Below are 21652 nucleotides of genomic sequence, written 5' to 3'. Positions count from 1 at the left end.
GACGGAGCGTAAGCAGAGTTTGGGCCCTACGTTTTCCACAGCAGTGGACAAACCCTGGGGATTACCGGTGGACAACCGGTGGACAACGCCTGTGGACAATCACTCGTCCACAATCCACAGGGCTGTACACACCGCTCCATGCACAGCTTATCCTAAGTCAACCAAGTGGCCTGACCTGCGAAGACGAGGGTTTTCCACAGAATCCACACCCCCTATGACTACGAAGGTAATTTCTTTTAAGAAGAGAAGAAAAACAATCATCGGGGCGTGGACAGACTCGGGCCGCCGGATTCGGCGGGGTCGGTGCACGACCGCCGCCGAGAGGCCCTAAGGTTCGATGAGCGAGCCTGACCGACGCACCGCGGACGGCGGCTACCGCTCGAGAACCTCATCCACTTCCCCCCACCGGCCGACCGGACCGGTGAGAATCAGACGGCACACGCACACCGCACATCACACTGCCGCAGCACATGCCGGCGCCGCCGGACCTGGTGCGCGACGAGCGGCGAACATGAAGTACCGAAGAGAATGCGGGAGGACCGCGATGAAGTTCCGAGTCGAGCGCGACGCGCTCGCCGATGCCGTCGCCTGGACGGCCAAAAGCCTGCCCAGCCGCCCCTCGGTGCCCGTGCTCGCCGGCGTCCTGCTGCGCGTTGCCGACGGCCGCCTGCAGGTGTCGAGCTTCGACTACGAGGTTTCGAGCCAGGTCACCGTCGAGGTCCAGGCCGACGCCGACGGCGCGACCCTGGTGTCGGGCCGCCTGCTCGCCGAGATCACCAAGTCGCTGCCGGCCAAGCCGGTGGACGTCGCCGCGGTCGGCTCGCACGTCGAGATCACCTGCGGCAGCGCCCGCTTCACGCTGCCGACCATGCCGGTCGAGGACTACCCGTCGCTGCCGGAGATGCCCGAGTCCGCGGGCGCCGTCGACGCGGCCCTGTTCGCCAAGGCGGTGTCGCAGGTCGCGGTCGCCGCCGGCCGTGACGACACGCTGCCGATGCTCACCGGCGTGCGGATCGAGCTCGAGGGCACCAAGCTGACGCTGCTGGCGACCGACCGCTACCGGCTCGCGGTGCGCGAGCTGATGTGGCACCCGGACGAGCCGGACATGAGCGTCGCCGCCCTGGTGCCCGCGCGCACCCTGGACGACACCGCCAAGACCCTCGGGCCGCTCGGCGGCAACGTGTCGGTCGCGCTGTCGCGGGGCAAGCTCGGCGACGGCATGATCGGCTTCGCCGGCGGCTCCCGGCGTACGACGTCCCGCCTTTTGGAAGGCGACTTCCCGAAGGTCCGGGCGCTGCTTCCCGACACCCACAACGCGCAGGCGCGGGTTCCGGTGGCGGCCCTCAACGAGGTGGTCCGGCGCGTCGGGCTCGTGGCCGAGCGCCAGACGCCGGTGCGGCTGTCCTTCAGCGCCGACGGCCTGGTCGTGGAGGCCAGCGGCAGCGAGGACGCGCGGGCCAGCGAGGCGATGGACTGCCAGTACGAGGGCGAGCCGATGACGATCGCCTTCAATCACCAGTACCTGCTCGACGGGCTCAAGGCGCTCGACGCACCCATTGCGGTGCTGTCGTTCACTGACCCGAAGAAGCCTGCGGTCATGTCCCCGGCCAAGGATGATGGGGAGATCGTCCCTGGGTACTGGTACTTGATCATGCCGGTTCGCATCGGCAGCTGATTCGGAGGCACCACAAATGCAGCTCGGTCTCATCGGCCTGGGCAGGATGGGCTTCAACATGCGCGAGCGGCTGCGCGCCGCCGGGCACGAGGTCATCGGCTATGACCACCACCCCGATGTCACGGACGTGTCGTCCCTCAACGAACTGGTCGAGAAGCTCGCCGCGCCCCGCGTGGTGTGGATCATGGTGCCGGTTCAGTTCACCGAGCCCACCATCGACGAGCTCTCCGGCCTGCTCGCGCCGGGCGACATCGTGATCGACGGCGGCAACTCGCGGTTCAGCAACGACAAGCCCCGCGCGGAGAAGCTCGACGCCAAGGGCATCGGCTACCTCGACGTCGGCGTGTCCGGCGGCATCTGGGGGCGGACCAACGGCTACGCGCTCATGGTCGGCGGCCCGAAGAAGCACGTCGAGCACTGCATGCCGATCTTCGATGGGCTCAAGCCCGAGGGCGAGTTCGGCTTCGCGCACGCGGGCGAGGCGCCCGGCGCCGGGCACTACGCGAAGATGGTTCACAACGGCATCGAGTACGGCATGATGCACGCCTTCGCCGAGGGCTACGAGCTGCTCGAGGCGTCGGAGTACGTCGACAACATCCCCGAGATCATCAAGAGCTGGCGCGCCGGCTCGGTCGTACAGTCGTGGCTTCTGGATTTGCTGGACCGCGCGCTGGACGAGGACCCCGACCTCGCCGGGATCAAGGGCTACGCCGACGACACCGGCGAGGGCCGCTGGACCGTCGAGGAGGCCATCCGCCTCGCCGTGCCGATGAACGTGATCGCGGCGTCGCTGTTCGCCCGGTTCGTGTCGCGTCAGGACGACTCGCCGGCGATGAAGGCCGTCGCCGCGCTGCGCAACCAGTTCGGCGGCCACGCCGTCAAGAAGGGCTGAGCTTGTACGTCCGGGGCCTGGAGCTCGTCGACTTCCGAAGCTATGAGCGGGTTGTCGTCGAGCTGGGCCCCGGGCCGTGCGTGCTGGTCGGTCCGAACGGGGTCGGCAAGACCAACCTCGTCGAGGCCCTCGCCTACGTGGCGACCCTGGAGTCGCACCGGGTCGCCACCGACGCGCCGCTGGTGCGCTTCGGCGCCGGCCGCGCCGTGATCCGCTGCGCGGTCGTGCACGAGGAGCGCGAGCTGCTGATCGAGCTCTCGATCGAGCCCGGCAAGGCCAACCGCGCCCGCCTCGGCCGCGCGCCCGTCACGCGCACCCGCGACATCCTGGGCGCGCTGCGCCTCGTCCTCTTCGCGCCGGAGGACCTCTCGCTGGTTCGGGGAGACCCTTCAGAGCGCCGTCGGTACCTCGATGAGCTGCTCGTTGCCCGCCAGCCCCGCTTCGCCGGGGTCAGATCCGACTACGACCGGGTGCTCAAGCAGCGCAACGCCCTGCTGCGCAGCTCCTACCTGGCGCGCAAGACCGGCGGGAGCCGCGGCGGCGACCTGTCCACCCTCGACGTGTGGGACACGCACCTGGCCCGCCACGGCGCGCAGCTCGTGCGCGCCCGCCTCGACCTCGTCGCCGCGCTCGCGCCGCACGTCGCGAAGGCCTACGCCGCGGTCAGCGCGAGCCGCTCCGACGCGCGCATCGCCTACAGCGCGTCCTTCCCGCTCCAGGACGACCTCGAGGCGGCGCTGCTTGCGGCCATGACGGAGTCGCGGCCGTCCGAGATCGACCGGGGCGTCACGCTCGTCGGACCGCACCGCGACGAGCTGACGCTGACCCTCGGAGAGATGCCCGCCAAGGGGTACGCCAGCCACGGCGAGTCCTGGTCCTATGCGCTCGCGCTGCGGCTGGCGGCGTACGACCTCCTGCGCGACGACGGCATCGAGCCCGTGCTGATCCTCGACGACGTCTTCGCCGAGCTCGATGCGGGCCGCCGGGATCGGCTTGCGCAGCTGGTCGGCGGCGCCAGCCAGGTGGTCGTGACCTGCGCGGTGGAGGATGATGTGCCGGCCGGGCTGCGAGGCGCGCGGTTCGTGGTCGGCGGGGGTGAGGTGCGACGTGTCTGAGGAATCCGGTAAGTCCGAGAAGTCCGGTCCCGAGCTCGCGCGGGCAGCGGTGGAGGCCGCGCTGGCCAAGCACCGCGCCGCGCCTCGGCGGCGATCCGTTGTCGACGGCCAGGCACGCCGCCGCGGCTACACGGGCCCGGGCCCCGATCCGCGCGACCCGCAGCCGTTCGGCGCCGTGATCGAGCGCCTCGTCAAGCAGCGGGGCTGGCAGCGCCCGACGTCCGAGGCGCGCATTTTCGGCGAGTGGGAGAAGGTCGTAGGCGCGGACATCGCCGCGCACAGCCGGCCGCTCAAGCTCGAGGACGGCGAGCTGACCATCGAGGCGGAGTCGACGGCCTGGGCCACCCAGCTGCGCATGCTGGCCGCCCGCCTGCTGGCCGGCATCGCCAAGGAGGTCGGACACAACGTCGTCAAGCGGCTGCACATCCACGGGCCGAGCACGCCGTCGTGGAGCAGCGGGCCGCGGCGCATCCGCGGCCGGGGCCCTCGCGACACGTATGGCTGACGGCTAGAAGTCGGCGTAAACGGCGAAGCCGCGGTTGGCGCAGCGGCGGTAGAACTTGGCGAGCACGTCGAGCTCCGAGATGGAGTAGCTCCACTGCGGAGCGTTGCCGGAGTCGTCACGCAGCGCATCGAGCCGGCTCTGCAGCCACCGCAGCTGCTGCTCGGCGAGGCGGGAGCCCTCCAGCGCCTTGCGCAGCACCGTGCTCACGGTCTCGAACGTGATCTCGTCGCCGTACTCCTGGTGGCCGTTGACGAACCGCTCCAGCCCGCCGGCGATCCACGCGCAGTCGTCCGGGCTGATCACCGGGTCCTCGTCCTCGGCGGCCGCGTCTGTGGCGAAGAGCACGCCATTGAGGCCGAAGAGCAGGTCGACCAGTTCGGTGTAGCCGGTCACCCGCACCGTGCCGGTCTTCGCCACGTGGTCGGCCAGCGCCGCGGCCGGACCGGCGTGCAACGGCAGCTTCTCGGCCAGGTCGGCGAAGTCGACGAACTCGGCCGGCGCCACCGGATCGTAGAACCGGCCGGTGCGCGGCCACTGCACGGCGACGTTGTCCAGGCCCATCGCGCACCCCTCCGCTGTTTCATGTACCGCAACCCGCCCCGCGGCGGGGAACATACGGCACGAACGGCCTCTTGCGCGACCCCCGGAGGTTCCCAAAGCGCTGAGCGGATCTGGTATCGCCTGTGCCGCCCGCCACCAGGCACCGGGACCCCCTCCTGCGTAGGGGGACCTTCGGACCGCACCGTTCGGGCCGCTACGTCGATTACAGGCGCCGTCCCGGTGCGAAAATGTCGCACGGACACAGTAGGATTGCATCGGCTCATAGAACAGTCGATCACAGCCGCGTGTGCGTCACAGCAGTGGTCGGCCCGCCGGAGGTCGGGGCGCTTGCCGTAGGAGCGCCGGATACCGGCGTGCCTTCTGCTGCCCCCGGGCGCGCTCGCACCGACTCCGCACGAGACCCGGGGCGCACACACTAGCGCGGCCGGCCAGTGCGAGAAAGCGACAGAGGGTGTCAGCAAACAAGCCCGAACAGTCCTACGACTCCTCTTCGATCACCGTCCTCGAGGGCCTCGAGGCGGTTCGCAAGCGCCCGGGTATGTATATCGGATCGACCGGCGAGCGCGGCCTGCACCACCTGGTGTGGGAGGTCGTGGACAACGCCGTCGACGAGGCCCTGGCGGGCTACTGCGACACCATCGAGGTCACGCTGCTGGCCGATGGGGGAGTTCGGGTCGTGGACAACGGCCGTGGCATCCCGGTCGACATGCACCCGAAGGAGAAGCGGCCAACCGTCGAGGTCGTCCTCACCGTGTTGCACGCCGGCGGCAAGTTCGACGGCCAGGCGTATGCGGTCTCCGGCGGCCTGCACGGTGTCGGCATCTCGGTCGTCAACGCGCTGTCCTCGCGCATCGACCTGGAGATCCACAAGGACGGGTTCGTCTGGCGGCAGCGGTACAACAACTCCAAGCCCGACCCGCTGCAGCAGGGCGAGCCGACCGACCGCACCGGCACCAGCGTCACCTTCTGGCCCGACTCGACCATCTTCGAGACGACCACCTTCGTCTACGAGACGATCTACCGCCGCATCCAGGAGTACGCCTTCCTGAACCGGGGCCTCACGATCGCGCTGCGCGACGAGCGCCCCGACGTGCCGGAGGAGAAGCGCGAGGTCGTCTTCTGCTACAAGGGCGGCATCGCCGACTTCGTGCGCCACCTCAACGCCACCAAGACCCCCATCCACCGCTCGGTGATCGAGTTCGGGTCGGAGGGCGAGGGCATCGCGGTCGAGATCGCGATGCAGTGGAACGAATCGTATGGCGAGAGCGTGTATACCTTCGCCAACACGATCAACACGCACGAGGGCGGCACGCACGAGGAGGGCTTCCGCAGCGCGCTGACCACGGTCGTGAACAAGTACGGCGCGGACAAGAAGCTGCTCAAGGGCGACGAGAAGCTCACCGGCGAGGACATCCGCGAGGGCCTCGCCGCCATCATCTCGGTCAAGCTGGCCAACCCCCAGTTCGAGGGACAGACGAAGACCAAGCTGGGCAACACCGAGGCCCGCAGCTTCGTGCAGAAGGTGTGCAACGAGTGGCTGGTCGACTGGTTCGACCGCAACCCGGCCGAGGTCAAGACCATCATCACGAAGGCCTCGCAGGCCGCCCGCGCCCGCATCGCCGCCTCGCAGGCGCGCAAGCTGGCGCGGCGCAAGTCGCTGCTCGAGTCCGGCTCGATGCCGGGCAAGCTGGCCGACTGCCAGTCCAACGACCCGCGCCTGTGCGAGGTGTTCATCGTCGAGGGCGACTCGGCCGGCGGCTCGGCCAAGCAGGGCCGGGACCCGCGCGTGCAGGCGATCCTGCCGATCCGCGGCAAGATCCTCAACGTGGAGAAGGCGCGCATCGACCGCGTGCTGAAGAACAACGAGGTCCAGGCGCTGATCACGGCGCTGGGCACCGGCATCCACGACGAGTTCGACATCGAGAAGCTGCGCTACCACAAGCTGATCCTCATGGCCGACGCCGACGTCGACGGCCAGCACATCCAGACGCTGCTGCTGACGCTGGTCTTCCGGTTCATGCGTCCGCTGATCGAGCTCGGGCACGTGTATCTCGCGGCGCCCCCGCTGTACAAGATCAAGTGGAACAAGAAGGGCGACGACGCGCAGTACGCGTACACCGACCGGGAGCGCGACGGCCTCATCGAGCTGCGGCAACGCACGAAGCCCAACGCCAAGCCGGACGACATCCAGCGCTTCAAGGGCCTGGGCGAGATGAACTACCCGGAGCTGTGGGAGACCACGATGAACCCGGCGACGCGCATGTTGCGCCAAGTGACCTTGGACGACGCTGCAACCGCGGACGAGCTTTTCAGCGTCCTCATGGGCGAAGACGTGGAAGCTCGGCGTTCGTTCATCCAGCGAAACGCCAAGGACGTCCGGTTCCTCGACATCTGACCCGCGGATACTAAGAAAAGGGATATAAGAGCGTGACGGAACCGACTTCCACCCCTGACACTCCGGACGAGGGTGGTTCCGCGGTCGCCAGCCGGATCGAGCCGGTCGGCATCGAGGTCGAGATGCAGCGCTCGTACCTCGACTACGCCATGAGCGTGATCGTGGGACGAGCCCTGCCCGACGTGCGGGACGGCCTCAAGCCCGTGCACCGCAAGATCCTCTACGCGATGTTCGACGGCGGGTACCGCCCGGACCGCGGCTACGTGAAGTGCGCCCGCGTCGTCGGCGACGTGATGGGTAACTACCACCCGCACGGCGACGCTTCGATCTACGACGCGCTCGTGCGCATGGCGCAGAACTGGTCGCTGCGCTACCCGCTGATCGACGGCAACGGCAACTTCGGCTCGCCGGGCAACGACCCGGCCGCCGCCATGCGATACACCGAGGCCCGCCTCGACCCGCTCGCCATGGAGATGCTGCGGGACATCGACGAGGAGACCGTCGACTTCGTCCCCAACTACGACGGCCGGGCCCAGGAGCCCACGATCCTGCCGTCGCGCATCCCCAACCTGCTTGTCAACGGCAGCACCGGCATCGCGGTCGGCATGGCGACCAACATCCCGCCGCACAACCTGCGGGAGATCGCCGCGGCCGTGCAGTGGTGCCTCGAGCACCCCGAGGCGGACGAGTCCGAGACGCTCGACGAGCTGATCAAGATCGTCAAGGGCCCGGACTTCCCGACCAAGGGCCTCATCGTCGGTACTGCGGCCATCGTCGACGCCTACCGCACCGGGCGCGGCTCGATCCGCATGCGCGCGGTCGTGGAGGTCGAGGAGGACACCCGCGGCCGCACGCAGCTGGTCGTGACCGAGCTGCCCTACGCGGTCAACCCGGACAACCTGGCCGAGCGCATCGCCGACCTGGTGAAGGAGGGCAAGCTCGCCGGCATCGCCGACATCCGCGAGGAGTCCTCCGGCCGCACCGGCATGCGCCTGGTGATCGTGCTCAAGCGCGACGCCGTCGCCAAGGTGGTGCTCAACAACCTCTACAAGCACACGCAGCTGCAGGAGACGTTCGGCGCCAACATGCTTGCGCTGGTCGACGGCGTGCCGCGCACGCTCAACCTCGCGCAGTTCGTGCGGCACTACGTTGCGCACCAGATCGACGTCATCGTGCGGCGCACCCGCTACCGGCTGCGCAAGGCCGAGGAGCGCGCGCACATCCTGCGCGGTCTGGTCAAGGCCCTCGACATGCTCGACGAGGTCATCGCGCTCATCCGCCGCTCGCCGAGCGCGGAGGAGTCGAAGGTCGGCCTCATGAACCTGCTCGAGATCGACGACATCCAGGCCACCGCGATCCTCGACATGCAGCTGCGCCGGCTGGCCGCTCTCGAGCGCCAGCGCATCTTCGACGAGCTGGCCAACATCGAGATCCAGATCGCGGACTACAGGGACATCCTGGCGACGCCGGCCCGGCAGCGTCAGATCGTCTCCGAGGAGCTCGCCGAGATCGTCGCCCGTCGCGGCGACGAGCGCCGCACCCAGATCATCCCGTTCGACGGCGAGGTCTCCATGGAGGACCTCATCGTCCGGGAGGACGTTGTGGTGACGATCACTCGGACGGGCTATGCGAAGCGCACGAAGGTCGACCTGTACCGCTCGCAGAAGCGCGGCGGCAAGGGTGTCTCCGGTGCGACACTGAGGCAAGACGACATCGTCAGCCATTTCTTCGTGTGTTCAACGCACGATTGGATGCTGTTCTTTACGAATAAAGGTCGGGTGTACCGGGCAAAGGCCTACGAGCTGCCCGAGGCGAGCCGGGCGGCGAAGGGTCAGCACGTCGCCAACCTGCTGGCCTTCCAGCCCGACGAGCACATTGCGCAGGTGATCGAGATCCCGAACTACCAGGTCGCGCCTTACCTCGTCCTCGCGACGAAGGAGGGCCTGGTGAAGAAGACCAAACTGGAGGAGTTCGACTCCAACCGGTCGGGTGGCATCATCGGGATCAACTTGCGCGAGGATGACGAGCTGGTGGGCGCCGCCCTGCTCGGCCCGGAGGACGACCTCCTCCTGGTGAGCAAGCAGGCGCAGGCCATCCGCTTCACCGCCAGCGACGAAGCGCTGCGGCCCATGGGTCGTGCGACGTCCGGCGTGATCGGGATGCGGTTCGCCGAGGGCGACGAGCTGCTCGCCATGGAAGTGGTGCGTGAGGGGATGGACCTGGACGTTCTGGTGGCCACCGACGGTGGCTTTGCCAAGCGGACTCCCATCGAGGAGTATCCGGTGCAAGGGCGCGGCGGCAAGGGCGTCCTCACCGCTAAAATCACGTCGCGGCGCGGTGGTCTCGTCGGCGCGGTGGTGATCAGTCCGGATGACGAGCTATTCGCCATCACCTCGAATGGTGGCGTGATCCGGACTCCCGTGAAGCCTGTACGGCGTACGCGGGATCGGAACACAATGGGGGTCAAACTCATGGACCTTCCCGAGGGTGTGACGATCGTCGCGATCGCCCGTAACGCCGATGAGCCCGACGAACAGGACTAGTTGATGACAGACACTCAGGCGAAGTCGGGGACCGCCTCGGCAACCGACGAGGCCGCGCAGGCCGGAGAGGCTGCCATGTCGGGATCTGACTCGGGGGCGCCTGCCGCCGGTGGGGAACCGGACGCGCTCAGCGGGGGCTCCTTCCCCGGCGAGACCACGACCGGAGGCACGCCGAAGTTCACGCGTGCCCCGGGCATGGCGCCACCCCCCGACTCGCTCACGGTGCCGATCCAGACGCCCCCGTTGCCCGGCGGCGGCACGCCGCCGGCCGTCCCGTTCCCGGGCGGCATGTCGCCGACCAGCGGTTCGGCCACGGGCACGGCGAGCGTCTCCGCGATCGCCCGCGCCGCCGTCCGGACGCCGGCCGCCGCCGCGACGCAGGCCATCAACACGCCTGCGCCCGCGGTCAGCGGCTCGGCCCGGGTCACGGAGGCCGTGCGCGCGGCCCGCAAGACGGTCAGCTCCGCCGTGGGCCGCGGCCCGCGCCGCGCGCGGCTGCACCTGAAGCGGATCGACCCGTGGTCGGTGATGAAGTTCGCCTTCGCCGTGAGCTTCGTCCTCTTCGTCGTCCTGATCGTCGCGACGTCGGTGCTCTACCTGGCCCTCGACGCGATGGACGTCTTCAAGAGCATCAACCAGGTGCTCGCCGAGCTGGTCAGCTCGACCGGCAGCACCGGCCAGAGCACCTTCCGCATCACCGCGAAGGGCGTCATCGGCAGCGCCGCCCTCCTGGGCGTCGTCAACGTGGTGCTCTTCACCGCCCTGGCGACCCTGGGTTCCTTCATCTACAACGTGTGCGCCGACCTGGTCGGCGGCATCGAGCTGACGCTCGCCGAGAAGGACTGACCTGCGGTTTCGTGCCCCCTGGCGCCGGCGCGCCGCGCCAGGGGGTAACCGGTTTGAGCCCGGCGCGTCGGGTACGGTAACCTTCTGTTCGCACCGCTCGGGACATGCGGACCGAAGCACGGTGCAGCGGGGCTATAGCTCAGTCGGTTAGAGCGCAGAGCTGATAACTCTGAGGTCGCTGGTTCGATTCCAGCTAGCCCCACCACTATGGCGGCCCCTGCTTCGCGGCGGGGGCCGCTTGCCGTTTAGTGGTGGGATTCCTCGCGCTCGCTTCGCTCGCTCCCCAATGGGGGGCTTCGCCCACCCATGCCCCCCCCTTGACCGGGGTGGCCTCCGTGCGAATGTTGCGGGGTTGCGGTCGCGCTCTCCGTGAAGCTTCGCCCACCCATGACCCCTTGACCGGGGCGGCCTCTGTGCGAATGGTGCGGGGGTTGCGGTCGTGCTCTCCGTTGGGCTTCGCCGTCTCCCTCTCTCCCCCGGATGGTCGGGGTGTTGTTCGTGTGGATGTTGGGGTGTCGGGTTTGTGCCCCGTGTGTTTGGGCGTCCTTTGGCGGTGCTAAGCTCCGTGCGGCGGTAGAGAGAGTTCTTTGTCTCATGCCGAGCCGGGATAGGCGCAACTTGGATGCGCACGACGATCATGACCGACGTCGCTGGTTCGAATCCAGCTAGCCCCACATGTGGAAAAAGGTGCTTCTGGTGGTCGCCGTCGTCGGAGCCGCCGCATACGTCGCCAAGCGCGTGAAGGCCGCGAGCGAAGAGCGCGCCCTCTGGCACGAGGCGACCACCGCCCCGGACCTGCGGTAGTCTCTATCGGGCCGGCGGCCTGCGGGGGCGTAGCTCAACTGGCAGAGCACCGCCTTTGCAAGGCGGGGGTTAGGGGTTCGAGTCCCCTCGTCTCCACTGAAAATGGCGTGCGACCTGCGGTTATAGGTCCGCCAAGATCGCCCGGTAAGCCGCGGGTAAGTCTCACCCCCGCTCGTCCCTTCCGCGCACGGCCGACAGAGCCGCGCCGAAGATGCCGCGCGTCTTGATCCGCTTCGGCCACCACCCGACGTAGGTCTCCAGCGTCAGGGACAGCGACTTGTGCCGCAGCGCCCGCTGTACCTCCTGCGGCTCGGCGCCGTTCGTGATGAGCACGGTGGCGAAGAGGTGCCGCAGCGCGTGGAATCCGGCGTGTTCGGTGTTCGGCCAGTCGGCAGCTTCCCGCCACTTATCCCACTCCCGCGACCAGATCCGGTCGGTCAGCGGGTTGCCGTGCCGGGATGTGAACAGCAACGGCACCACCCGCCGCGCTGGTTGCCTGTCGTGATGTCGACAAGCTCAACCTCGCGCGCCGGGAACTCCGCCACGTGCGCCGCGATCTGCTCCGCCACCAGGCCGTCGAGGTCGACCGTCCCCGACGAGCCGGCCTTCGGCTTCGCCAGGTAGAACCCGCCGTACTCCTTCGGCGAGTACCGCAGTTGCTGCATCACCCTCGCCGACGTCGACGCACCGCGGCCCGTCCTCCATCCCCAGCGCCTCACCGACCCGCAGTCCCTGCCCCGCACCAAGGAATGGCCTGTCCGGTTACTCGGGTGCGGGCACGCCGAGACTCGCGATGCTGGCGTTTAGGCCGAGATCTTGATGATCACCGCTTCATCGCTGGCGGCAGCTGCGCCGAAGAGGGCTGCGACGTCCTGTGCATCTCGGAGGAGCTGCGGAGCCCAACTCGTCTCGGCCCAGCCTCCGTAGCCAATGTCCTCGACCTTGGCGGCGAGCGTGACACGGTGCTGTTCGAGCCAGTGATCGAGCGGAGCGCCGGCGAAGAACGCGGCGATCTGTGACACCGTGCCTGGAGCGTGGCTACCTACCATCCAGTCGTCGTCCCAGTTCGGAGGCGGGCGCCTGAAGAGTGTTACCGCGGCGGTCGAGGCGTGGTCGGTTGCCCCGAGGCGTAGCAGTTCGCGGAGAAGATCGCCGGTGCTCTCTGCAACGACCACGAGACCTTCTCTCCGCTCGACCGCAAACCGGTCGTCGAAGAATTCAGGAACGAGATTGAAGAGGCCGTCCGGGCCGAGGTCCCGAATAGCCGCCGTCGACGTTCTCCGCCAGTAGTGCTCCACACCCATTCGGGGTCCTCCGTCCCTCGATCGTTGATGCTACGGATGTTGCTGTCAGCGAGCAGCCCCGCTCGGAGCGTGGATGCGGGCCAGACACCCCACCGGGGCAACACGTGGGTGCGTGTCCCCGGACATGCCATGAACTGCGGTGACACCGGGAACACCTCGGCCCGCCCCGATCCGCTAAGGCACTCAGGTAAGGCGCGGGCGTCGCGGTCCGTACTGGTGGGAGTCCGGTAAATCTGAGGATGGCGAGCGCTGGCAGACGATCACAATCGATGAAAACGCTCGCCCGGGTCGTTGGGCGCGGTGTTCTTCATCAGGGGGAAGTCTCGATGCAGGTGACCGTGCGGAAAGCGACACTCGACGACGGTGCCGCGCTGGCCGGGCTTCGCTGGCGAGTGACGTCCGAGCATCCGGAGTACGGCGAGCTCGACCGCGAGGCCTTCGTAGATTCCTTCGTCGCCTGGATCAGCGAGCACCTATCCACCCACCTGCCGTTCATCGCCGAGGTCGACGATGAACTTGTCGGAGTGGCCTGGCTGATGATCGCTGAGCGGGTGCCCGGGCCCGGTCAGCCATGTCGCCGTTGTGGCGACGTCCAATCGGTATACGTCGTGCCCGAGCTGCGTGGCACTGGCATCGGCGCGGCGTTGTTGGACGCCGTGCTGGCCGAAGCGGGCAAGCTGGCGCTGGAACACGTAACCGTCCACTCCAACGACCGTGCAACGCCGCTCTACCTGCGAGCAGGCTTCGAGCAGGACCAGCGGTGGCTTCGCTGGGAACCGGAGTGACGGTCGGCGTCGAAGTCCGTGGCGACCGTTGGCCCGCGTCCGGATTCACCCTCTGCTTCACCCGCAGCGGGTGATGTCGCGATCTGGGCCATCCACTGAAATCAACATCTCGGCCGCCGTCCCACTGCCATGGCTGTAGCGGCCTGCGACAACCCGCGTAGCCGGAAACCGGAAACCTGGGGAGGGGTGGATGTGTACGAGCGACCTGTTGGTGCGACCGCGATGGCACAACGGCTCCTCGGCGGCCGCTACCGGGTCGAACAGGTGCTGGGCAGCGGAGGCATGGGCACTGTCTGGCGTGGCTACGACCTTCGACTGGACCGGCCGGTTGCCGTCAAGGTGCTGTCCAACCAAGGGTTGAGCCTGCCCAAGGCCATGGAACGCTTCGACCGCGAGGCCCGTGCGGTCGCCCGGCTGTCGCACCCCAACATCGTTCCGATCTACGACTTCGGGGCCGAGGACGGCGATCCGTACATCGTGATGGAACTCGTGGACGGCCCTACAGTGGCGGACCTGTTGACCGAGGGCCCGCTGCCGATCGGCGACGTCCTCGCGATCTCCACACAGATCTGCGACGGGCTCACAGCGGCGCACGCGGCCGAGATCGTCCACCGCGACATCAAGCCGAGCAATCTCATCCTGACCGCGACCGGCGTGGTGAAGATCTGCGACTTCGGTGTGGCCCGGATCCTCGACACCACGGAACACGTCAACCTGACCGGGACGGTCATCGCCGTGGGCAGCCCCAAGTACATGGCGCCAGAGCACATCAACGGCGAGCCGGTCGACCGCAGGGCCGACCTGTACGGCCTGGGCTGCAGCATGTACGCGATGCTCACCGGCCATCCACCGTTCTCGACCGGCACCTCGCAGAGCATCGCCCACCAGCACCTCGCGAACGCACCAGAGCCGCTGCGGGTTCGCCGCCCGGATGCGCCGGCCGACGTGGAGGCCCTGGTGGCCGACCTGCTCGCCAAGACACCGGACGAACGTCCTCCGGACGCCATCGTTGCCCGGGCACGCATTGCCGCGGCAGCAGATCTGCTGGCGCACGGCGCCTCGGACGTCCTCCCCTCATCGGCTGTCTCGTCAGCGGCGGTGTTGGCGGCGCGACGAACGCTGCGGCCGGCCGATGATCCCGAACCACGCGAACCGAACGTCGGCGCAGCGCCGATCTCCGTGGCGCCGGCTGGTGTGCGACCGTCGAGACACGACCGTGGCCTGCTCGTGCCGAGGCCGGGGCTGTGGCTGTCGGTGGCCGCCGTACTCGTCACCGCAACCGTCGCCGTGGCGGCGTTCATCGCAGCTCTGCCGTCGACGGACCGGGCGGGATCACATCTCGAGGCGCAGCGCCTGACCACGGCCGGCTCCCCGGCGGCGGCCGGCCCATCGCCGAGCGCGGCTCGTTCGGCGCCGGCCACCGCCCGCGCGCAGACCCAGCCGTCCCCGACGGAGTCCGCGTCACCGTCGCCGACGGATCCGATCGTTGCGATGCATCGGACCATTCAGCAGCAGGTCGACGCCGGAGACCTCAAGGCGGATGCCGCGCGGGATCTGACCCACATGGTCGATGACCTGGCGAAGACCCTGACCACCGCCAACCCGGACGACGAGACCAAGAAGATCAGGACGCTACGAGACAAGCTGGCCGGCCTCTACCGGGACGGCAAGCTGACTGACTTCGCCTACACCGCGCTCAACGGCCACCTCGACGCGATCGCCGCGGAATAGGTCCAGCGGGCAGGTGGGCGGATCCGTTCTTCACGGTGCGTTCGGGGTGATCAGGCCGGACTCGTAGGCGATGATCACGGCCTGGGCGCGGTCGCGGAGGTCGAGCTTCTGCAGCAGGTGGCGGACGTGGGTCTTCACCGTCGCCATGGAGATGAACAGGTCGGCCGCGATCTGCGAGTTGGAGCGGCCGCGCGCGATCAGGCGCAGGATCTCGAGCTCCCGTGCGGTCAGGTCGGCCAGCGCCGGCAACGAACCGGGCGGGGCCGGGCGCGACACGTAGTGGGTCACCAGGCGGCGCAGGACCGTCGGGGCGAACAACGACTCGCCCGCGGCGACGGTGTGGACGGCCTCGATCAGCTGCTGGCGGCCCACGTCCTTGAGCAGGAAGCCGCTCGCGCCGGCCTTCAGCGCCGCGAAGACGTGCTCGTCCAGGTCGAACGTCGTGAGGATCAGGACGCGGGTGGGCAGCTGCGCGTCCACGATGCGGCGGGTTGCGGCTATGCCGTCCATGTCCGGCATTCGTACGTCCATCAGCGCCACGTCCGGTGTCAGCCGCTCGGCCGCGGCGAAGGCCTCGTGGCCGTCCGAGGCCTCGGCGACGACGTCGATGCCCGCCACCTCGAGGATCAGGCGCAGGCCCGAGCGGACCAGGTCCTGGTCGTCGGCGATGAGGACCGTGGTCATGACGCCTCGATCGGGAGGCGGGCGTGTACCCCAAAACCGCCCGGCTCCGCGTTGCCGGTCCGCAGGTCGCCGCCGTGGATGCGGACCCGCTCGCGCATGCCGACCAGGCCGTGCGCGTCGGGGGACGGAGGAGCGACGGCGCCGGGGCCGCGGTCGGTCACGTCGATGACCAGTTCGTCGGGGCGCCACGAGAGGGCGACGGTGACGGGGGCGCCGGGCGCGTGCTTGACCGCATTGGTGAGCGCCTCCTGCAGGATGCGATACGCGGACAGGTCCAGGCTCGGCGGCAGCTGCGCCGGGGTGCCGTCGACCGACAGTTCGACGGGCTGGCCGCCCTCGCGGGCGCGGGCGACGAGCGAAGGCAGCTGCGACAGGCCGGGCAGCGGCTCGAGGTCCGCATCCGATGAGTCGGTGCGCAGGACGCCCAGCAGGCGGCGCATCTCGGTGAGGGCCTCGCCCGCGGAGCCGCGGATCGCCGCCAGCGGGCGCTGCGCCAGGGCCGGGTCGCGCTCCAGCGCGGCCTCGGCGGCGTCGGCCTGCACGGCGATGATGCTGATCGCGTGCGCGACGAGGTCGTGCAGCTCCCGGGCGATGCGGGCGCGCTCGTCGGCGACGGCGGCGCGTTCGCGGCGGTCGCGTTCCTGCTCGAGGTAGCGAGTGAGCTCCTCCAGACGCGAGGTCCTCCGCCGCTGCCGGCGCGCCAGGACGCCCACGGCGGCGGGGGCCAGGACGCCCAGGAGCGCGCCGGCGTAGTCGCCGATGCCCGAGTCCTGCAGGGCGGTGCCGATGATGCCGAAGACGGCGCCGATCAGGACCGTCGCCGCCGCCAGGTAGTGGTCGGCGACGTAGGCGGTCACGGCATAGAACAGCAGCAGCGAGGCGACGTAACCGACCAGGACGTAGCCGTCGGTCGGGACCAGCCATACCGCGGAGCCGACGAGCGCGGCCGGCACGGGGTGGGTGCGGCGCCAGGCGATCGGGGCGGTCGAGGCAATCGCGACGAACGCGCCGATCGGGCGCGGCGCGATCGGCAGGAAGACCAGGACCTGGGCCAGCGCGACGGCGACCAAGGCAATGGCGACCACGGCGTCCGTGCTCCAGCGCCGGCGCCGGGCGGGGACAGCGGCTGCGGCGGACACGGGGCAACCGTAGGCGAGCGGGCCGAGGGGTGTCATCAGCCCGTGGGCTGAGCTCGCGCTCGGCCCACGGGGTTGCCGCAGGTCCCGCCCACGGGTCGATGAATGGGAGGCGGGCGCGGCCGCAGGATTCGACGCAACCAAATCGATCCGGAGGCCGCAATGTCCGTCAAGATTCCTCTCTCCGTTCGCGGGGCGCAGTTCTTTCTGCTCGTACCGCTCGGCGCGTTCCAGCTCGTCGCGACCGTCGCCTTCTCGCTGACGATGTCGCTGTCCGGCAAGGACTACATCGCCGTCGTGTGGGCGCCGATCATGTCGCTCGCCTGCATCGTCGCGGCGGTGCGGCTCGGGCGCGGCGGGACCGGGTGGCTGCGCGCCGCGCTGGTGCTGCTCGCCGCCCAGGCCGCGTTCAGCCTGCTCAAGCTGCTCGCGTTCGGCGAGTCGGCGTCGCTGGTGTTCCTCGGGTTCGTCGCCGTGTGCGCCGGGCTGCTGGCGCTGCCGGCCAGCCGACGGCACTTCATCCCCGTGGGCGAGCACGCTTGATCGTTAAGCGAACGGCACGCTGGGTAACAGATCTGTATCGAACAGCGGGAGGTCAGGCGATGACGATGCAGACAGTCCGGGATGTGATGACCACGAATGTGGTCTACCTGCCCAGCGAGACCACGCTGGCCGAGGCGGCGCGAACCATGCGCGAACAGGACATCGGCGACGTGGTGGTGGCGGACGGGCCGGAGCTGACCGGGCTGGTAACCGACCGCGACATCGTGGTGCGCGCGGTTGCCGAGCGGTGCGACCCGGCGGCCACCACGATCGGCGAGATCCTGAGCAAGAACCTCGTGACGGTCCGCCCCGAGGACTCGATCCACTCGGCGGCGCTGCTCATGCGGGACCAGGCGGTGCGTCGGGTGCTGGTCTGCGACGACCACAAGGGCCTGGTCGGCATTGTGTCGATCGGTGACCTGGCCGAGGAGATCGACCCCGAATCGGTGCTCGGCGGGATCAGCCGGGCCCAGCCGAACAACTGACGGTCACGCACTACGTCCACGCCCGTGCTCAACGCGGGCGTGGATGTACGTTTGCGGGGTGGAAATGCCCGAAAAGCTGGCCTTGATCGTCGACGAGTTCGCGTCGGCGCCACGCGACGTGGTGCTGGAGATGCTGCTGGAGTACTCCGACGCCGTCCGGCCGCTGCCCGCCGAGCTCGAGGGGCACGCGGGCATGGAGCAGGTGCCGGAGTGCCAGACCCCGTTCTTCCTGAAGGCGGACGTCACGGCGAAGGGGACCGTGGAGCTGTACTTCGACTGCCCGCCCGAGGCGCCGACCACCCGCGCGTTCGCCGGCATCCTCGCCGAAGGGCTGGAGGGTGCGACGGTCGACGAGGTGCTCGCCGTGCCGGCCGACATCTACCAGCGCATGGGGCTCGCCAACGCGATCAGCCCGCTGCGCGTGCGGGGCGGCACCGCCATCCTGCAGCGGCTCAAGAACCAGGTCACGGCGCAGCGCTAGACGGCGAGCCCGTCGACGACGGTGGCGCCGGGCAGTGCCGCGATGACGCTGCCGGGCAGCACGATCTTGCTGGCGCGCAGGCCGCTGCCGATGACCGCGGACTCGACGGCGGGCACCCGCGCGTCGACGTAGATCGGCCAGTCCTCGGGCAGGCCGATCGGGGTGATGCCGCCGTACTCCATGCCGGAGCGGCTCACCGCCTCGTCCATCGGCGCGAAGCTCGCCTTGCGCGTGCCGAGCAGCCGGCGCACCGCGCCGTTCACGTCGACGCGGGTCGTCGCCAGGATGACGCACGCGGCGAACACGCCGGCGGGCTTGCCCACGACGATCACGCAGTTCGCGGACTGTTCGAGGGTCACGTCGTACGCCGCGCAGAACGCCGCCGTGTCGGCGAGCCCGGGATCGATGGGAGCGACCCGCACGGAGTCGATGTCGGCGACCTTCGGCAGGGCGTCGCGCACGGGCGCGGCGAGCAGTTCGGGGCGCGACAGCGCCGCGGAGAGATCGAGTCGCAAGGTCAGCGCCCGTCGTCCAGCGCGAGCGCCTTCATGAAGATCTCGCCGATCTTCGAGGGGTCGGGCGCGACGAAGACAGCGCCGCCGGTGGCGTCGACGACTTTCTGCATCTCGGCCTGGTTCACCTCGGAACCGACGCCGATGATGATGATCTGCACGGGCTGATCCTGCTTCTCGGCTTTCTGCAGCGACGAGACCAGGTTATCGAGCGACAGCCCGCTGGCGTCGTTGTTGCGCCCGCCGGTCACCACGACGACGGAGTTGCCGCGGCCGGGGTCCCAGCCCTGCTGGACGTTCTGGTAGGCGGCGAGGATGGTGTCGTACAGCCCGCTGCCGCCCTTCGGGTTGGGCTTGAGGCCGCCGATGGCGGCGCGCAGCTGGTCCCGCTGCGAGGTGAGCGGGCCGATCGGTACGAGCGACTGGTAGTCATGGCCGCCGGGCATGTTGGTGGAGAAGCACCACAGCCCGACGGCCCACGAATCGGGAAAGAGGTCCAGGCCGCCCTGGGCGGCCTGGACGGCGACCTGCTCCTTTGTCAGCCCGCCGGCGGTGGGCACCGGCGCCTTCATCGCCGCGGACACGTCGACGACTGCGAGCATCCGCGAGGGCTGGGTGATCTCGACCCACATCTGCAGGGCCTTGGAGATCACGGTGGCGTCGGGCACCGGGGTGACCTGGCCGCCCACGGGCGCACTCGGGCTGAGCGTCATGCCGGTGCCGACCGTGCCGTCGTTGGCGCGCAGCTGGTGCTGGGCCAGCAGGTTGCGGAAGGCGACGCCGGTGAGCACCGAGCGGAACTGTTCGGCGGCGGACGCCCGGTTCGGCGACAGCCGCGGCATTGCCGCGAACGGGAAGTCCAGGGCGATGGGCGCCGGATCGGGGTACACGGCGATGAGCGGCACGGCCGGCCCGGCCGCGTTGTAGGCGTGCAGCGCCTGCTCCGACAGCGGCGCCAGGGTCACCGCGGTGGAGAGGGTCTTGGGGTCGGAGTCGCGCGGGAAGCGCGCGATGAGGCCCGTCTGCTGCTCCGACTTGCCCGTCATCAGCGACTTGACCGCGCCGACGGTGAGCGAGTCGCCCTCCGGTCCGAACTGGTCGCGCACGGAGGCCATCGCCACCAGGGTCGACACGCCGACCGAGTCGCGGTTGGGGTCGACGATGCCGGGGATGATCCTGGTGTCGCCGACGATCTGCTCGAGCACCTGCTTCCAGGTGACCTTGTTCTCCAGCCAGCCGAGCTGTTTCGCGGTGGGCTCGGGCACGGCCAGAACGATGGGGCTGCGGGCCAGTGACGGCGCGACCAGCGGCACGAGGTCCTCGCGGGCCGTGCGCAGGCGCTGCAGCCACAGCGACGAGTCGGGGATCCAGACCTGGGGTACCTGCGTCTTGCCGTCGGCCTGGCCGAGGCCCGGCACGGTGGCGCCGCCCTCGCCCGCCACCGCGGCGGCGACCTCGGCGGAGCCGACCGCGGTCACATCGACCGCGACGCACTCGTTGTCGACCCGCGGCTCGGTTTTCACCCAGCGGGCCGCGGCGTCCTTGATGACCGGCGCGATCTCCGGGCTCGCGGCGACGGTGAGACGCACCGTTCCCGCACAGCCCGACGTCGACATGGCTCGATACCCGCCGTAGACGGCACCGATGGCGACGAGGGGAAGGATCATGCCGGCCGCGAGGGCGGCGAACCCGTTGCTCCTCAGGTCCGTCGCCCGGTGCCGTCCTCTCACGGTTACCAATATTCCCTAGATAAGCGATTCGTGGGTCACGCGTTTGGTCATTCGTCGGCGGGGATCCCGAGGGGCATTCACGTTCCGCACTCCCTTGATCACACCCAGTTGGAAACTCTGTGAGTTTGCTTTAGAGACAGTTAGTAAGCGCGGTGACCAAACTGCGTCGCCGAGCATCGCCTCCGTCGGGCCGCCAGGTGCAGGCAACGTCCAGCGCCACGACCCGGCCGGTAGCCACGAGCCGCGCGACCGCAGCAACGACGGCCGACCCGGTCGGGCCTCCATCGACAGGGAAGAGTAACCCCGGGATGTCGGAAGGATCCACAACGTCCAGGTCCACGTGGACCAGGAACGGTCCGTCGGGTGCCGGGACGTCCTCGACGCTGTAGCGCCGCAGCCGCGCGCCCGCCAGATACTCGGCCTCGGCCGGGTCGAGGTCGCGCGCGTCGGCGAGCATCGCGCGCTCCTCCGGTACGGCTCGCAGGCCGAGCCGGTCCGCGATGAGCTCCGGGCGGTAGCCGACCAGGATGCGCAGGGGCATGCCGCCGATGTACCCCGACGTCGTCGTCTCCAGCGTCTGCACGTCGCCGTGCGCGTCGAACCAGACCACGCCCGGCGCCACTCCGGCGCGCTGCAGGCCGGTCACGGTCGCGAGCGAGACGGTGCAGTCGCCGGAAACGACCACTGGCGTGCCGCCGGCGGCGACCTCCTCGGCGACGGCGTCCGCGGCCCGGTCGTACAGCGCCGCGAGGCGGGTCCAAATGTCACCGTCGGGCAGTTCGGCGTTCACCACACGGCCGGGAGGGCCAGGCAGATCGGCCTCCAAACCGTACAGTGGCTCGTCCAGGTGGTACGGCACGAGGATCATTTCCCGACTTTAGCGAACCTTTAGTGAGTGACTTTCGCCACTCTCGCTCGCCGCACC

General features: G+C 69.2%; 21 protein-coding genes, 3 tRNA genes and 1 pseudogene. 16 read left to right on the top strand and 9 right to left on the bottom strand.

Annotated elements, in window-relative coordinates; genetic code table 11:
* The first annotated feature begins 544 nt into the window (after positions 1-544).
* Genes dnaN through ABD901_RS02315 form a run of 4 tightly spaced genes read left to right on the top strand, consistent with a single transcriptional unit; the run spans position 545 to position 4187 of the window.
* Positions 545-1675, top strand: a complete 1131-nt coding sequence (dnaN, locus tag ABD901_RS02330) for a DNA polymerase III subunit beta (RefSeq protein WP_345120608.1) — start codon at positions 545-547, stop codon at positions 1673-1675.
* 16 nt (positions 1676-1691) lie between these two features.
* Entirely contained in the window at positions 1692-2567 is an 876-nt protein-coding gene (gnd, locus tag ABD901_RS02325) for a phosphogluconate dehydrogenase (NAD(+)-dependent, decarboxylating) (protein WP_345120606.1), read from the top strand.
* 2 nt (positions 2568-2569) lie between these two features.
* Entirely contained in the window at positions 2570-3682 is a 1113-nt protein-coding gene (recF, locus tag ABD901_RS02320) for a DNA replication/repair protein RecF (protein ID WP_345120604.1), read from the top strand.
* The gene (locus ABD901_RS02315) at positions 3618-4187 is read left to right on the top strand and encodes a DciA family protein (RefSeq protein ID WP_380139865.1); all 570 of its coding nucleotides are present in this window, start codon (positions 3618-3620) and stop codon (positions 4185-4187) included. The genes recF and ABD901_RS02315 overlap by 65 nt, the downstream gene beginning before the upstream one ends.
* Before the next feature lie 3 nt (positions 4188-4190).
* Here the strand turns inward: ABD901_RS02315 and ABD901_RS02310 are convergent, their stop codons facing one another.
* Positions 4191-4748 carry a hypothetical protein gene (locus ABD901_RS02310; protein WP_345120600.1) on the bottom strand — a complete coding sequence of 186 codons (558 nt, stop codon included), beginning with the start codon at positions 4746-4748 and terminating at the stop codon, positions 4191-4193.
* Between the two features lie 451 nt (positions 4749-5199).
* On the opposite strand from ABD901_RS02310, the gene gyrB reads away from it, so the two are divergent.
* From gyrB to ABD901_RS02275, 7 genes are all read left to right on the top strand, one after another.
* A complete protein-coding gene (gene gyrB, locus ABD901_RS02305) occupies positions 5200-7143 on the top strand; it encodes a DNA topoisomerase (ATP-hydrolyzing) subunit B (protein ID WP_345120598.1) in 1944 nt (647 codons plus the stop codon).
* 32 nt (positions 7144-7175) lie between these two features.
* The gene (gene gyrA, locus ABD901_RS02300) at positions 7176-9686 is read left to right on the top strand and encodes a DNA gyrase subunit A (protein WP_345120596.1); all 2511 of its coding nucleotides are present in this window, start codon (positions 7176-7178) and stop codon (positions 9684-9686) included.
* Positions 9687-9689: 3 nt separating this feature from the next.
* Positions 9690-10532 (top strand): DUF3566 domain-containing protein, encoded by an 843-nt coding sequence (locus tag ABD901_RS02295; protein WP_345120595.1) that lies wholly within the window; start codon positions 9690-9692, stop codon positions 10530-10532.
* Positions 10533-10660: 128 nt separating this feature from the next.
* Positions 10661-10737: transfer RNA gene (locus tag ABD901_RS02290), tRNA-Ile, on the top strand.
* Between the two features lie 399 nt (positions 10738-11136).
* A tRNA-OTHER gene (locus ABD901_RS02285) sits at positions 11137-11206 on the top strand.
* A gap of 1 nt (position 11207) precedes the next feature.
* A complete protein-coding gene (locus ABD901_RS02280) occupies positions 11208-11336 on the top strand; it encodes a DLW-39 family protein (RefSeq protein ID WP_345120593.1) in 129 nt (42 codons plus the stop codon).
* A gap of 23 nt (positions 11337-11359) precedes the next feature.
* Positions 11360-11432: transfer RNA gene (locus tag ABD901_RS02275), tRNA-Ala, on the top strand.
* A gap of 66 nt (positions 11433-11498) precedes the next feature.
* Here the strand turns inward: ABD901_RS02275 and ABD901_RS02270 are convergent.
* The 3 genes from ABD901_RS02270 to ABD901_RS02260 all read right to left on the bottom strand — a co-directional run bounded on the left by ABD901_RS02270 (position 11499) and on the right by ABD901_RS02260 (position 12640).
* Positions 11499-11807: a tyrosine-type recombinase/integrase gene (locus ABD901_RS02270; protein WP_345120591.1), complete on the bottom strand. Its 309-nt coding sequence runs from the start codon at positions 11805-11807 to the stop codon at positions 11499-11501.
* Positions 11774-12004: a hypothetical protein gene (locus ABD901_RS02265; protein ID WP_345120589.1), complete on the bottom strand. Its 231-nt coding sequence runs from the start codon at positions 12002-12004 to the stop codon at positions 11774-11776. The genes ABD901_RS02270 and ABD901_RS02265 overlap by 34 nt, the downstream gene beginning before the upstream one ends.
* 135 nt (positions 12005-12139) lie before the next feature.
* Positions 12140-12640, bottom strand: a complete 501-nt coding sequence (locus tag ABD901_RS02260) for a hypothetical protein (RefSeq protein WP_345120587.1) — start codon at positions 12638-12640, stop codon at positions 12140-12142.
* A gap of 269 nt (positions 12641-12909) precedes the next feature.
* On the opposite strand from ABD901_RS02260, the gene ABD901_RS02255 reads away from it, so the two are divergent.
* Complete coding sequence (locus ABD901_RS02255; protein WP_345120585.1) at positions 12910-13425, top strand: GNAT family N-acetyltransferase; 516 nt, start codon at positions 12910-12912, stop codon at positions 13423-13425.
* A 222-nt stretch (positions 13426-13647) separates the two neighbouring features.
* Complete coding sequence (locus ABD901_RS02250) at positions 13648-15156, top strand: serine/threonine-protein kinase (protein ID WP_345120583.1); 1509 nt, start codon at positions 13648-13650, stop codon at positions 15154-15156.
* A gap of 30 nt (positions 15157-15186) precedes the next feature.
* On the opposite strand, the gene ABD901_RS02245 is transcribed toward ABD901_RS02250, so the two are convergent.
* Positions 15187-15840, bottom strand: coding sequence for a response regulator (locus tag ABD901_RS02245; RefSeq protein WP_345120581.1), 654 nt, complete (start codon positions 15838-15840; stop codon positions 15187-15189).
* A gap of 65 nt (positions 15841-15905) precedes the next feature.
* Positions 15906-17015: pseudogene (locus ABD901_RS02240) on the bottom strand (sensor histidine kinase); the annotation flags it as partial.
* Between the two features lie 123 nt (positions 17016-17138).
* Between ABD901_RS02240 and ABD901_RS02235 the strand changes: the two are divergent.
* From ABD901_RS02235 to ABD901_RS02225, 3 genes are all read left to right on the top strand, one after another.
* Positions 17139-17519, top strand: coding sequence for a hypothetical protein (locus tag ABD901_RS02235; protein ID WP_345120577.1), 381 nt, complete (start codon positions 17139-17141; stop codon positions 17517-17519).
* Positions 17520-17578: 59 nt separating this feature from the next.
* A complete protein-coding gene (locus ABD901_RS02230) occupies positions 17579-18004 on the top strand; it encodes a CBS domain-containing protein (protein ID WP_345120575.1) in 426 nt (141 codons plus the stop codon).
* A gap of 64 nt (positions 18005-18068) precedes the next feature.
* Entirely contained in the window at positions 18069-18485 is a 417-nt protein-coding gene (locus ABD901_RS02225; protein ID WP_345121130.1) for a SufE family protein, read from the top strand.
* On the opposite strand, the gene ABD901_RS02220 is transcribed toward ABD901_RS02225, so the two are convergent.
* From ABD901_RS02220 to ABD901_RS02210, 3 genes are all read right to left on the bottom strand, one after another.
* The gene (locus tag ABD901_RS02220; RefSeq protein ID WP_345120573.1) at positions 18482-19000 is read right to left on the bottom strand and encodes a YbaK/EbsC family protein; all 519 of its coding nucleotides are present in this window, start codon (positions 18998-19000) and stop codon (positions 18482-18484) included. The genes ABD901_RS02225 and ABD901_RS02220 overlap by 4 nt on opposite strands.
* Positions 19001-19002: 2 nt before the next feature.
* Complete coding sequence (locus ABD901_RS02215; RefSeq protein ID WP_345120571.1) at positions 19003-20727, bottom strand: substrate-binding domain-containing protein; 1725 nt, start codon at positions 20725-20727, stop codon at positions 19003-19005.
* Between the two features lie 130 nt (positions 20728-20857).
* Positions 20858-21595 (bottom strand): arginase family protein, encoded by a 738-nt coding sequence (locus tag ABD901_RS02210; protein WP_345120569.1) that lies wholly within the window; start codon positions 21593-21595, stop codon positions 20858-20860.
* Positions 21596-21652: the final 57 nt, after the last annotated feature.

The sequence above is a fragment of the Dactylosporangium darangshiense genome (assembly GCF_039537565.1).
Taxonomy (GTDB): domain Bacteria; phylum Actinomycetota; class Actinomycetes; order Mycobacteriales; family Micromonosporaceae; genus Dactylosporangium; species Dactylosporangium darangshiense.
Note: the sequence above shows the minus strand (reverse complement) of the source record. Positions and strands in the feature narration are given on the sequence as shown.

Excerpts from the sequence above, each read along its gene's own strand:
- dnaN (WP_345120608.1), top strand. The coding sequence starts at position 545 with ATGAAGTTCCGAGTCGAGCGCGACGCGCTCGCCGATGCCGTCGCCTGG.
- ABD901_RS02315 (WP_380139865.1), top strand. The coding sequence starts at position 3,618 with ATGTGCCGGCCGGGCTGCGAGGCGCGCGGTTCGTGGTCGGCGGGGGTG.
- ABD901_RS02295 (WP_345120595.1), top strand. The coding sequence starts at position 9,690 with ATGACAGACACTCAGGCGAAGTCGGGGACCGCCTCGGCAACCGACGAG.
- ABD901_RS02280 (WP_345120593.1), top strand. The coding sequence starts at position 11,208 with ATGTGGAAAAAGGTGCTTCTGGTGGTCGCCGTCGTCGGAGCCGCCGCA.
- gnd (WP_345120606.1), top strand. The coding sequence starts at position 1,692 with ATGCAGCTCGGTCTCATCGGCCTGGGCAGGATGGGCTTCAACATGCGC.
- ABD901_RS02255 (WP_345120585.1), top strand. The coding sequence starts at position 12,910 with ATGAAAACGCTCGCCCGGGTCGTTGGGCGCGGTGTTCTTCATCAGGGG.
- ABD901_RS02260 (WP_345120587.1), bottom strand. The coding sequence starts at position 12,640 with ATGGGTGTGGAGCACTACTGGCGGAGAACGTCGACGGCGGCTATTCGG.
- ABD901_RS02235 (WP_345120577.1), top strand. The coding sequence starts at position 17,139 with ATGTCCGTCAAGATTCCTCTCTCCGTTCGCGGGGCGCAGTTCTTTCTG.
- ABD901_RS02310 (WP_345120600.1), bottom strand. The coding sequence starts at position 4,748 with ATGGGCCTGGACAACGTCGCCGTGCAGTGGCCGCGCACCGGCCGGTTC.
- ABD901_RS02210 (WP_345120569.1), bottom strand. The coding sequence starts at position 21,595 with ATGATCCTCGTGCCGTACCACCTGGACGAGCCACTGTACGGTTTGGAG.
- ABD901_RS02245 (WP_345120581.1), bottom strand. The coding sequence starts at position 15,840 with ATGACCACGGTCCTCATCGCCGACGACCAGGACCTGGTCCGCTCGGGC.
- ABD901_RS02250 (WP_345120583.1), top strand. The coding sequence starts at position 13,648 with ATGGCACAACGGCTCCTCGGCGGCCGCTACCGGGTCGAACAGGTGCTG.
- ABD901_RS02225 (WP_345121130.1), top strand. The coding sequence starts at position 18,069 with ATGCCCGAAAAGCTGGCCTTGATCGTCGACGAGTTCGCGTCGGCGCCA.
- ABD901_RS02230 (WP_345120575.1), top strand. The coding sequence starts at position 17,579 with ATGACGATGCAGACAGTCCGGGATGTGATGACCACGAATGTGGTCTAC.